Genomic DNA, 12,289 nt, shown 5'->3' with positions numbered 1-12,289 from the left:
ACAAAAGTGGAGATGAAGAATGAAGAGACTGGGTATATACTTTTTCTTTGACAAAGATGGCATAGTGGATAAGTATGTTGACTATGTATTGGAGGATTTGACAAAACATGTTGATAAATTAATTGTAGTATGCAATGGACAGTTAAATGAGCGAGGGCGAAAAACATTTGAAAAGTTTACAGGTAATATTATTGTCCGTGAAAATAAGGGATTTGATGTATGGGCATATAAGACAGCTATAGACAGTGAAGGCTGGAATAAGCTTATAGAGTATGATGAAATTATTTTAATGAATTATACTATTATGGGACCGGTGTATCCATTAAAGGAGATGTTTGACATAATGGATAAGCGCTTGGAACTGGATTTTTGGGGGATTACAAAGTGTTTTCAAGAAAATTCTCCAGTGGCACAACAAATCTGGCAGTGCCCTTATGGATATATTCCAGAACATATTCAGTCTAGCTTTATGGCTTTTAGAAGAAGTATTGTTTCATCCACTATTTTTCAGAAATATTGGGATGAAATGCCTATGATAAAAAGTTATTATGAATCGGGAGGGAGTCATGAACAGTATATAACAAAATACTTTAGCGATAATGGTTATAGATGGGATTGTTATACTAATTATGATGATATGGATGAAGAGATATATACATGTTGTCCTTTGATTGTAGCACCATTGGAGGTTATAAAAAATAGAAAGTCACCTTTCTTTAAAAGAAGAACATTTTTTTCTATGAAGACTGATTATAGTCAAACCCTACCAGTTGCAAAAGAGTTTCTAGATTTTTTGGAAAAAGAAACTTCATATGATACAGCTTTAATATATTCTAATTTAATTAGAACATGTCATCAAAAAGATTTAGTGGAGAGTTTCCAATTGTTTCATGTGATATAGAAAGGGGACAATCATGGCAATACTTGGGAAAAAGGTTGCATTATTTATTAATATAGAAAATTTAATATATAAAGAAATAATATGGAAAATATGCAACGAGTTTGAAGATGATTTGGAAGTATTTCAATGCAATGAAAAGTCAAATTCCTTGTTGCATTTAGGAATGAATGTGAAGGCAAATTACGATGACTTTGATTATATTGTTATAATAAATCCATTGAAAAAAAGTACTACAGAATTAAAAAGCGTATTGTTACAGCGCCAGTTGTATTATTTACAGAATATTCTTGGTAGTAGGGAACAACTTGAAAAGTCATTAAAATTGTTGGAAAACTCCAGAATAGAGGGGATGCTTGTTCCATATGTGGATTATATAAAAGCTCATAATATGGGGCATTATGATAATTGGCAGGACTATTATTCCGATATAAAGGAAATAGCGGATAAAAATGACATTCGAATAGTTTTATCCAGGGACAAATCGCCTGTAATATCAGAAGATGGCTTTGCAATTATAAAAACAGAGGCAATTCGTGGAATAGAAACAGTAAGGTGTGGGGACCTCGATGCACAGGGAATATTTTATCTGATGTCTATATATATGCAAAATAAAGGTTTTTTGCCAGCATATATAATGAAAGAGGATTTGCTAATTAATAATCAGTATGGATATGAAGCATTTAATGAAAACAAATTACAGTGTTTTCCACCAATTATGCAGCTTGAGAGTGAAATCTATTATGACTTCGGAGATGGCTTTGAAGTATCGAAGGTTAAAAAGATAAAATATATTTTAAAAATTGGAAAGAAAGAGGAGCTTTCTTTTAAAATTAAAGTTCCTCAAAATATAAAATATATTCGCTTTGATCCATGTGAGAAATTTATGTGTGTGTGTTCTGGAATATCTGTTAATGACACACATATTGAAGTTAATAATTTGAATGGAATTCATTTTGGAAATGAAGATTTATTCTTAACAAAAGATCCACAGTATATATTAAGCGGTGACTTTTCTGATATAAAAGAATTAGAAATAAGGGTAGAAAATCTATCTATTTTTTGGTCTGAAAATGGACTGAAAGAAGATATGGATCGTATATTTGAAGAGAAAGAAGAACTGGTTAAAGCCGTGCAGCATTTAACAAATGCATATGGAAAACTAGAGATGAGTGCTCAAAAACGGGAAAAAGATTTAATATATGAAAGGAAACAACTGGAAGAAGAAAAGATAGAATTAGAGCTTAGAATAGCAAATGAACTTGAAAAAAATGAAAAACTAGAATTAGAACTTACACAGATAAAAAATAGTCGTAGTTGGAGAATAATAACTAAATTAAGAAAAATGAAAAATAGAATAATAAGGAAGAAAGCATGAAGAAACATACGGAGACATGGTATTACTTGGTTTGATGCGTAATGTGTTTCATAAAATGGGGATTCTTCAAGATGTATATCAGCCGTATGACATATGTACAGGGATGGATGCTCTAGTAAATTATTTGAAGTTAAACGCAGAATCATTTGCAGGTGCATTATGGTTTATGTTCCCATTCTTTTGGACAACCTTGTTATATGGTGTAATATATTTGGCAATATAGAAGCTAAGGTTAAGTGAGCCAGGCGAATGTATTTTTAGCTTTGTATGTTGTACGTTATGTTCTGTCGTAGGTTTCTTTTATGTAGGGAAAGAGTTTTTCTTAAACAGCTTTTTTGACATCGCATTAGTAGGTGTATCAGGACCTATTTTGGTTAGAATGATATTGAAATATATGAGCAAATGAGAAGATATTTTATAAAATAGCAGGAGGCAAATGAGAATGCAAGGTATATCGGTAGTAGTACCAGTATTTAATGAAGAAGGAAACGTAAGAGAGTTACACAAGGAAATACTTGAAGCATGTAAAAAAGAAAATTATAACTTTGAAATCATCTTTGTAGATGATGGCTCAAAGGATAAGACACCGGAGATTTGTAAAGAATTAAAGCCTTTAAAATATATTCGTATGCGTAAAAACTTTGGGCAGACAGCGGCAATGGATGCAGGAATCAAAGCAGCTCAGTATGACTATATTGTGACAATGGATGGTGATAGACAGAATGACCCAGCCGACATTCCAAAGCTTGTAAACTATTTGGAAGAGAATGACCTTGATATTGTATCCGGATGGAGAAAGAACCGAAAAGATACAGTAATGAAAAAATTTACATCCAGAGTTGCAAATTTCTTAAGAGGAATTATTGTCAAAGATAATATTCATGATAGTGGATGTTCATTAAAAATCTATAAGAAGGAATGCTTTGATCATATAAATTTATATGGGGAAATGCATCGTTTTATTCCAGCGCTTTTAAGAATTAAAGGCTTTGAAGTTGGAGAAGTTGTGGTAAATCACAGACCTCGGACAGCCGGTGTGACAAAATATAATTGGAAGAGAACTATCAAGGGGTTTGTAGATATGATTTCATTATGGTTCTGGAGTAAGTATGCTGTAAGGCCATTACATATATTGGGAGCAGGCGGTATGGTATCTATATTCCTTGGAGTAGTATGCGCAATATGGTCAATCGTATTATTTGCACTTGGTTATAAGATGTCTAATAATATTATGCCACCATTATTAACAGTATTCTTTATTATAGTTGGATTACTAATGTTTATTTTTGGATTGATGAGCGACATGATGAGTAAGACATACTATGGTTCTGGAATTGATAAATCATATAGTATAAAAGAAACAATAGAAAATAAGGAAACGGAAGAATAAAAATGAAAATACTTGCTATATCCCATGAGTTTCCACCTATTGGAGGCGGAGGCGCCAACGCGTGCTATTTTTTGACCAAGGGATTTGTGGAAAAAGGTCATGAGGTAACACTTGTAACTGCAAATTATCAGGGAATGACTGAGAGTGAAATTGTAAATGGTGTGCGTGTTATTCGAGTGAATTCGAAGAGGGCACATAAGGAACATTGCAGCTTCAAAGAAATGTTGAGTTATCTGCTGAAGGCATACCCTGTTGCGAATAAATTGCAAAAAAGAGAAAATTTTGATGTGTGCCTGGTATTCTTTGGGATACCAAGTGGACCAATAGGGTATATGCTAAAAAAGAAGTATAAACTTCCATACGTGATACGATTTGGTGGAGGGGATGTTCCGGGATTTCAGGAACGTTTCACGAAAGTGTATAAGATAATTGCCCCAGCAATAAAACTTATCTGGAAAAATGCAGACGCATTAATTGCAAATAGCCAGGGACTAAAGGATATGGCACTTGATTTTTATAATAAGAAACCATTTGATGTTATACCGAATGGTGTTGATACAGAAGTTTTTTATCCGAGCGTAAAAGAGGAAAGTGATGAATTTAAAATTCTTTTTGTTTCAAGGTTGATTGAACGAAAAGGGTTACAATTTATTATTCCACAGTTAAAAAAAATACAGGATAGTACGAAGAAAAGTGTAAAACTAATTGTAGTTGGAGATGGTCCATATCGAGAAACATTGGAACGAATTGCGGAGGAAAACCATGTTTCAGATATGGTAGAATTCGTAGGACAAAAGGGAAAAGAAGAGATTGTGCCTTTTTATCAAAATGCAGATTTATTTATATTGCCATCATCAAAAGAAGGAATGCCAAATGTTGTGCTGGAGGCTATGGCATGTGGATTGCCAATTATTATGACTCCGTGTGAGGGGAGCGCTGAACTGATTTGTGAAAATGGATATAAGGCAGAAAGAAAAGAATTTGCTGATTATATCATCAAATTAATTGGAGATAATGAGATGAGAAAAGAAATGTCCATAAACAGTAATAAAAGGGTTAAAAATTTTTTTAGTTGGAAACATATTGTAAACGAGTATTTGGAAACTTTAGATGGGTTATTAAAATGAAGAATATTGTGTATAAAATGTTAGTTTATATAGAACAGTCGTATATCGTTCGTTGTATTCCTGATAGAATATTTATTTGGCTGAGCTATTTTTTACGGACAAGAAAAATATTACATTGGAACAATCCTACTTTATATAATGAAAAAATACAGTGGTTGAAAATTTATGATAGAAATCCAGATTATTCTAAGCTGGTAGACAAACAGGCTGCTAAAGAGTGGGTAAGCGAAAAATTAGGAGAAGAGTATGTGTTTCCTACACTTGGTATATGGGATAAGTTTGATGATGTAAATTTTGATGAGTTGCCAGAACAATTTGTTTTAAAATGCACTCATGATTCTGGTGGAGTGCTCGTCTGCAAAGATAAAGCAATGCTAAATTATGAAAAAGAAAAAAAATTCTTCGAATGGCATATGAAGCGCAATTACTACTGGCACGGAAGACAGTGGCATTATAATGGGGTAAAACCCAGAATTATTGCTGAAAAATATATGGTAGACGAGTCTCAGAAAGAATTAAAAGATTATAAGGTCTTTTGTTTTCATGGAGAACCCAAAGTAATACAGGTAGACTTTGGAAGATATGAGAAGCATGAGAGAAATTTATACACACCAGAATGGGAGTATATTCCAGCTCAGATAAAATATCCAACAAATCCATCACACCAAATAGAAAAGCCTGTTATTTTAGATGAACTGTTAAGGTGCGCTAGAATATTGTCAGATGGAATGAGACATGTCAGGGTGGATTTTTATATTATTGGAAATAAACTTTATTTTGGAGAAATGACATTTTATCACGGAGATGGATGTGAAAAGTTTACACCACAAGAATTTGAAAAGATAATGGGAGATTGGATTAATGTTAAATAGTAATTATGTTGGAATTGCATATAGTACTGAAAAAAAATATACAGATAGAAAGAAAAAAAATTGGTTTCGTCCAGATACACAATATCCTGAAATGATGTTTGATGCTTGCTCAGAACACAATCAAGTGTATGAAGCAGTTAGGGAGGCTCTACATATATATCAGATGGATAATGACAATTATGGAACCGATAGATGGAATCCGTTAGGCGAATTAATTAAACCAGGAGATAATGTTATTATTAAGCCTAATTTAGTTATGGATTATAATCAGTCAAATGAAGGAACAGAGTGTCTTTTTACACAGCCAGAAGTTGTTGCACCAATTATTGATTATATTTTAATTGCTTTAAAGGGAAAAGGCGGAATCATAATTGGGGATGCACCTATGCAGGAATGCAACTTAGAAAAACTGCTTGAAGAAAGCGGATATAATGAAATGATGGAGTGGTATAGAAACGTTGGCGTAGAAATAAAGATTGTAGATTTTCGTGGCTTGACAACACAGATTGATAGTAAAAAAAGAATAGGCGTTCGCAAACAGACAATTAGCGACAATCAGGATGGAACAGTTATTGATTTAGCAGACATGAGCCAGTTTGCCAAATATGATAAAGAACATTTAGAAAAGATGCGAATCACAAACTATTCTCCAGACCGTTTGAAAGAACATCATTGTCCTGGCAGACATGAATATTTTGTGTCCAATTATATTTTGAATGCGGATGTTGTGATTAATATGCCAAAGCCGAAGACTCATAGAAAAGCTGGCTATACGGCGGCGATGAAGAATATGGTAGGGATGAATGTTAGAAAAGAGTATTTACCACATCATACGATTGGAAGTGTGGCAGAAGGAGGAGATGAATATAAAAAGAAGAGTCTATTACGAAATATAGATGATAAGTTATATGACATAAAGAATACATTAGAAGGAAAAGAACGTTATAAAGCAGCTAAAGTTGTCTGGTATATTGCGGGTGGTTTAAAGGTTCTCGGAAACAAGGTACATCATGACGAGGCAGAGGGAAATTGGTATGGAAACAAAACTATAAGCAAAACAATAGTTGATTTGAATAAAATACTCTTTTATGCAGACAAAAATGGACATATACATGATGAGATTCAAAGAAAAACATTGAATATTGGAGATATGATTATTAGTGGCGAGAAGGAAGGCCCTGTAGCACCTAGTCCAAAGCAGATTGGAGCAATTATAATTGCATTGAATGCCTATATTTTTGATATGGGTGTGGGCATTATGATGGGGGCAGATGCAACAAATTTTCCATTTGCAGAGGATTGCAAAAATGCAAATGAAAGTCTTCCATTGTGTAATTATCAAGATGATGAGTTGATATATGTTTCAAATGATGAAAAACTGAACAACAAGGATATAAAAAGTGTATCAAATGAGTTGAAATGGAAATTTGTTCCGACTAAAGGCTGGACGGAAATGTTTATTTGAGATAAAAATAGGGCATATGGCAGAGAATTTTATGCTGTCTTGTGGTTGGAAAGATAATTTTTAAAACATAATACTTATCAAGGAAAGCGAGATTAATTAAATGTTGCATAAGGTATTAAGTTGGTTTGTTTTACATTTTACAGGAAATAGAGGAGCGAAAGGACTTAGATATTCGGGTCAATTAAAAACATATAATTACTTAAAAAAAATGCAATGGAATGTAATGGAGGAGAATATCAATATACAGAAAAGAAAATTATATGATATTGTGATATTTTCCATAGAACATGTTCCGTATTATAGAGAACTAGGATTCAAAAAAGAAGATTTTTCGAAGGCGACAATATTTGACGATATAAAGAAATTTCCTATACTGACAAAAGATATAATTCGACGCGAAGGAAAAAAAATGTATCCTGATATACCAATAAGGGATTGGACATTCGAAAATGTTTCAGGAGGAACAACAGGAGAGCCGGTTAAATTTAGGCATAGTGGGAAATTTTTTGAAACCGATCAAGGAGCAAAATTGTTGTTTGATGAATGGTCTGGACGAAAAATAGGTGATTATCAAATTCGCTTATGGGGAAGTGAAAGAGATATTGTATCAGGGAAAAAAGACTGGATGAACAAAATTTACCGTTGGATGAGAAATGAAGTCTTTTTAAATACTTTTGTAATGTCTGAAGATGTAATAAAAAAATACATAAATGTGATAAATGAGACAAAGCCCAAAATGATTTTAGCGTATGTACAGTCCATTATGGAAATTGTGAAATATGCAAACTTAAACCATATTGAAATGTATTCACCTCGAGGAATTATGACATCTGCTGGAACATTGGACGAACAGATGCTAGAGGAAATTCAAAAAGTATTTAAGTGTCCTGTCTTCAATCGTTATGGCTCAAGGGAAATGGGAGACATGGCATGTAGTTGTAATAAGAATGAAGGTCTGCATATAAATACGTTTGTTTCTTATATAGAGGTGCTGGATGGTAATTATGAATCATGTAATTTAGATGAGGAAGGACAACTGATAGTATCATTGTTGAGTGATTATTCAATGCCTATAATTCGTTATGCAATAGGAGACAGAGGAGCATTAAGCTCAAAGACTTGTACATGTGGTAGGGGATTGCCTATGCTGAAATGTGTTACTGGAAGAATAATTGACTTTTTTAAAACTATGGATGGGCGTATAGTATATGGAGATTATTTTACACACCTTTTTTATCCCTGCACTAATGTAAAACAGTTTCAAGTTATTCAGGATGCAATAGATCATATTTTGGTAAAATTGGTTTTTTTCGATAAAGATGTTGATAATAAAGGTTTTTATTTTGAAAAAGAAAATGAAATAAAAAAAGCCATGGGAGAAGGAACAAAAGTAGACTTCAAGATTGTTGATGACATTCCAGTATCGAAATCGGGAAAACGAATTTATACCATTTGTCAAATATGATGGATAAAAGTCTGTAAATAGAAAGCTAGGGCTAACTTGAAAGAATTAAACTGATGATTTATGTCCTTAAACTGATTACGTAATTTTCAAATATATTATACAGTTTAAACAACAAACCATAAATATATTGTAGTAGTGGAGGAATATATGAAAAAACAAATCAATATATTGAATGACACCATATTGAGTTTAGGATCAAAAGCGGTAGGAATGATTCTCTTTATGGCAACGGATATAATGATTGCGAGGTTTCTTTCGACTGAATCTTATGATGAATGGAGTTTCTTTTATGCGATTATTACTATGTGTTATTGGTTAGTCTGGTTTGGAATAAATGAGTCAGTCAGAGTTTTTGTCGCCAAAGAAAGAAAAAATATCAAAAGACAGAATAGCAATATTCGTATAGGAATGAAATTACGTTTACTAATCAGTGGATTATTTTTATTATTATTTACTATTGCAAGCATAGTATTTATCTTTGTAGGGCCTAGTAAAAATTTAAGATATCCGCATTTAAAAGAACTGTTTGTATGCGGAAGCCTTTTGTGCTTTGCTAATTCTTTGTTAGAGTATTTTAAGGCTGTTTTTATAGGTCTTGTTAAATTCAAGAATATTTTCATATTGACATTGGCGGAATTTGGTGGTTATTTTATCTTCGGTGTAGGATGTCTGGTTATATCAAAAAATATCATTGGATTAGGAATCGGATATATAATTGCTATTTGGAATGCTGCTTTAATAGGAAGCATTTTGTTAAAAAAATATTTAAGAGAATCGAAATGCCAATACGCGGATAGTGAATATGAGAAAACTATAAGGTGGAGTATTTTTAAATATGCTATGCCAATTTTTGTTGTTAGTATTGGCTCACTTCTTTTGACAGAAATGGACTCATTGATGTTGGGAGTGATGAGTGAAACCGGAGAAATAGGGGCATATTCTATTGCAAAAAGCTTAATGGGAAAACTCACACATGTTAATCTGGCAATATGTACAAGTACAATGACTGTCTTTGCTGTTTTAACCAAAGAAAATGTAAATAGGATGAGGAAAACATTTCATAAAATTATGCTTGGAAATGTTGCGGTTATGTTGCTAATTTGCGTAGCAGTACTCTTATTTGGCCCTTATGTGATTAGAATATTATATGGGGTAGAATATAGCAAATCTGGAATTGTGATAATTTATCTGATACCTTACTATTGTGGTTATGCTATTACAATATTTATGTCTGCTTTATTGGATTACCAAGAAAAAGCAAAGCAAAGAGTACCAATTTATTTTGCTATGATATTGTTGAATTTTATATTAAACATGTTATTTATTCCTCGTTATGGGGCTATTGGAGCTGCAATCGCAACCGATTTTAGTCTGTTGCCATATTTGGTGGGGCTGATTTTTTTAAGCCAGAAGGTATTTAAGGAAAAAGAATAGATATTTAGATAAAATTACTTGGAACAGATAATTAGATACATAGGAGATAAGTGCTTAATGGGTCAAAAAATGACATCAGTGTTTTCATTTATATCAACCAATCATATACTGGAATTGATAGGATTTATTACATTAATTTTATTAATTTTTGATTTATATTGGAAAAGAAGTAAAACAGAAAATGTATTTGAAAAGAATGAACAATCGGCTGGTTTGCTGTTTTTGTTGCAAGGCTTTCTATTATTGTGTTCATATATGATTCTTTTCTTAAGATTTAGAAATTTGGTCTACAGAAATGTTTTGAGCATTATTATTTCTGTAGGAGTAACAATTATAGTATTGGCATTAACTGTAATTGCTGTTCATGCATCAAAACAAGGTGACACTGTACGACTTAATACATCAAATTATATTCATTTAGTGAATGTGGCAATACTTATAGTTTCTGCCTGGTTGATTTATTCATATAAAATAGCTGTAAACCCAGAATTTTACAATGATGAACATTATATGATAAAAACGGCATATGGTTTGATTAATGAACATCAGTTTGCTTTGTGGGATTTTGTACACAACACAACAATGGAAAAATATCATGGGGCTATGTTATATAATTTATGCTTAGCAATTGTGTATAAAATAACAGGATTATCAGTGGTTAGTGGTAGAATGTTATCAGTGATTTTTGCAATACTCGTTATTATATCATTGTATTACATAGGGCTGAATTTATTGAAATCTATGGAAACGGCATTTTTGGCTTCTGTAATCATGCTGTTATTTCCAGGATTTGTTGAACAGGCGAGATTGATAAGGATGCATACGTTGTCACCATTAGCCGGAATTTGGTTGTTTTATTTTGGATTAAAGGTTATTGATTGCAAAAATAATTTTAAGAAGGAAAATAGATTTACACTTTTTATAAAAAAGTACTTTGACTATAATTTGAAATATGTAGCTTTGTTTTTTTTGCTATTGGTAATTAATACATATTATTTGGTATTTCAAAATCCTTGGTTTTTTTGTATTGGACTTTTTTTATATTTGATTTTTTTGATGATAATTAAGGGAGAAAAGAAGCATTTTATATTATTTAGTGTAGGGGGAATATTAATATTCCTTGTTGTAATTGGCTGGAATTTTGAAAACATAACATGGGGGTACTATAAAGAAGTTATTGAAGCATTGAAATTACATTTGACTTTTCATTTTAATTATCCAGAAATGAGTTACATAACAAGTTTTATCAGTCATCCATTTGGAATAATTATGGGAAGCGTTTTGATGGTATCATTTATATATATATTATGTAGAAAATGGCATGAAAACAAACAATTAATTGCAATTGTATTTTGCTATTTATCATGTACATTTATATTTGTATTCTGTACAAGCCATATGTTCAGAATAAGATATCTCCTTTTTGTAGAGCCATTATTGGCTTGTATTTTAGCTGTTTCGTTTAAACAATTATTTGAAATAATGGAGCGATTTGGCAAAAAAGTCTTAAGAGCCTTCTTGGTGATGGGGTTGGCTTTAAGTTTATTGACGATTGCAGTGTCAGAATATAATCCGGATTTAAGTAGAACAAAATTACAAGAAGCATATTCAAAAATAGATAGTGCTATTGATACAAGTAAACCATTTGCTTTTTGCTCTTTTCACTATCATAGCGAATACCTGACTGATTATTCAGAGAGTAATTATATAAAAATGCTGGATTCCGATTACTTACAGGATAGTGGCATGAAAGACTTTATTAGGATGGGAAAGGAGTATAATGATGGAGTTATAGTATTTGAAGCTGATAAAGCGCATATGGTAACACCAGTTTATGCGGACTTTCGAGATACATGGCTGGAACAGATTAGCGGTCAGAATATTGATGATACAAATGTAAATATTTATCGATATCGTTTTGAAGAAGAGGATAAATCTGTAGAAGTAAATCTAAATGACACAGAGAACTATAAAGTGGAAGTAATAGATGCCAATACTGCTTTTCTTGGAATAAGAATTAGAGAAGACATTAATGCTGATTTACTATTAATACAGTTCTTGAATTCAAATGGTGAAAAGAAAATGTGGCAATTAGATATTCCGGATGATGTAAGACCTGGTGAGGTAGTTTGTTATAAGTTAAAACTTGCTGAACCGTATTTTGATGGGGCTGTTTTACAACCTAATATGGGGATATATAATACGAATGAAGACACATTAACAGAGATATATTACTGATAATAGTGAGGGTTAAAAATTA

General features: G+C 32.1%; 9 protein-coding genes. All 9 read left to right on the top strand.

Features of this window, described 5'->3' with window-relative positions; genetic code table 11:
- The first annotated feature begins 19 nt into the window (after window positions 1-19).
- The 9 genes from DWX65_RS15485 to DWX65_RS05520 all read left to right on the top strand — a co-directional run bounded on the left by DWX65_RS15485 (window position 20) and on the right by DWX65_RS05520 (window position 12,267).
- Window positions 20-901 carry a rhamnan synthesis F family protein gene (locus DWX65_RS15485; protein ID WP_117946378.1) on the top strand — a complete coding sequence of 294 codons (882 nt, stop codon included), beginning with the start codon at window positions 20-22 and terminating at the stop codon, window positions 899-901.
- Window positions 902-914: 13 nt separating this feature from the next.
- Complete coding sequence (locus DWX65_RS15480) at window positions 915-2,276, top strand: rhamnan synthesis F family protein (protein WP_117946380.1); 1,362 nt, start codon at window positions 915-917, stop codon at window positions 2,274-2,276.
- A 442-nt stretch (window positions 2,277-2,718) separates the two neighbouring features.
- Complete coding sequence (locus tag DWX65_RS05550) at window positions 2,719-3,666, top strand: glycosyltransferase family 2 protein (RefSeq protein ID WP_117946384.1); 948 nt, start codon at window positions 2,719-2,721, stop codon at window positions 3,664-3,666.
- A 2-nt stretch (window positions 3,667-3,668) separates the two neighbouring features.
- On the top strand, window positions 3,669-4,793 hold the full coding sequence (locus DWX65_RS05545; RefSeq protein WP_117946386.1) for a glycosyltransferase family 4 protein: 1,125 nt from the start codon (window positions 3,669-3,671) through the stop codon (window positions 4,791-4,793).
- Entirely contained in the window at window positions 4,790-5,665 is an 876-nt protein-coding gene (locus DWX65_RS05540; RefSeq protein ID WP_199535034.1) for an ATP-grasp fold amidoligase family protein, read from the top strand. Before DWX65_RS05545 ends, DWX65_RS05540 begins: the two co-directional genes overlap by 4 nt.
- Window positions 5,655-7,130: a DUF362 domain-containing protein gene (locus DWX65_RS05535; RefSeq protein WP_117699301.1), complete on the top strand. Its 1,476-nt coding sequence runs from the start codon at window positions 5,655-5,657 to the stop codon at window positions 7,128-7,130. The genes DWX65_RS05540 and DWX65_RS05535 overlap by 11 nt, the downstream gene beginning before the upstream one ends.
- A gap of 100 nt (window positions 7,131-7,230) precedes the next feature.
- A complete protein-coding gene (locus DWX65_RS05530) occupies window positions 7,231-8,595 on the top strand; it encodes a phenylacetate--CoA ligase family protein (RefSeq protein ID WP_117699302.1) in 1,365 nt (454 codons plus the stop codon).
- Window positions 8,596-8,742: 147 nt separating this feature from the next.
- Window positions 8,743-10,029, top strand: a complete 1,287-nt coding sequence (locus DWX65_RS05525) for an oligosaccharide flippase family protein (protein ID WP_118173017.1) — start codon at window positions 8,743-8,745, stop codon at window positions 10,027-10,029.
- Between the two features lie 57 nt (window positions 10,030-10,086).
- On the top strand, window positions 10,087-12,267 hold the full coding sequence (locus DWX65_RS05520; RefSeq protein WP_118173016.1) for an ArnT family glycosyltransferase: 2,181 nt from the start codon (window positions 10,087-10,089) through the stop codon (window positions 12,265-12,267).
- Window positions 12,268-12,289 lie beyond the last annotated feature (22 nt).

The organism is Roseburia sp. AF20-18LB (genome assembly GCF_003461185.1).
GTDB lineage: Bacteria > Bacillota > Clostridia > Lachnospirales > Lachnospiraceae > Roseburia_C > Roseburia_C amylophila.
This window is presented reverse-complemented; position numbering and strand designations above follow the sequence as displayed.

Coding starts and splice junctions, on each gene's coding strand:
- DWX65_RS05545 (WP_117946386.1), top strand. CDS start 3,669: ATGAAAATACTTGCTATATCCCATGAGTTTCCACCTATTGGAGGCGGA.
- DWX65_RS05525 (WP_118173017.1), top strand. CDS start 8,743: ATGAAAAAACAAATCAATATATTGAATGACACCATATTGAGTTTAGGA.
- DWX65_RS05530 (WP_117699302.1), top strand. CDS start 7,231: ATGTTGCATAAGGTATTAAGTTGGTTTGTTTTACATTTTACAGGAAAT.
- DWX65_RS05550 (WP_117946384.1), top strand. CDS start 2,719: ATGCAAGGTATATCGGTAGTAGTACCAGTATTTAATGAAGAAGGAAAC.
- DWX65_RS15485 (WP_117946378.1), top strand. CDS start 20: ATGAAGAGACTGGGTATATACTTTTTCTTTGACAAAGATGGCATAGTG.
- DWX65_RS05520 (WP_118173016.1), top strand. CDS start 10,087: ATGGGTCAAAAAATGACATCAGTGTTTTCATTTATATCAACCAATCAT.
- DWX65_RS15480 (WP_117946380.1), top strand. CDS start 915: ATGGCAATACTTGGGAAAAAGGTTGCATTATTTATTAATATAGAAAAT.
- DWX65_RS05540 (WP_199535034.1), top strand. CDS start 4,790: ATGAAGAATATTGTGTATAAAATGTTAGTTTATATAGAACAGTCGTAT.
- DWX65_RS05535 (WP_117699301.1), top strand. CDS start 5,655: ATGTTAAATAGTAATTATGTTGGAATTGCATATAGTACTGAAAAAAAA.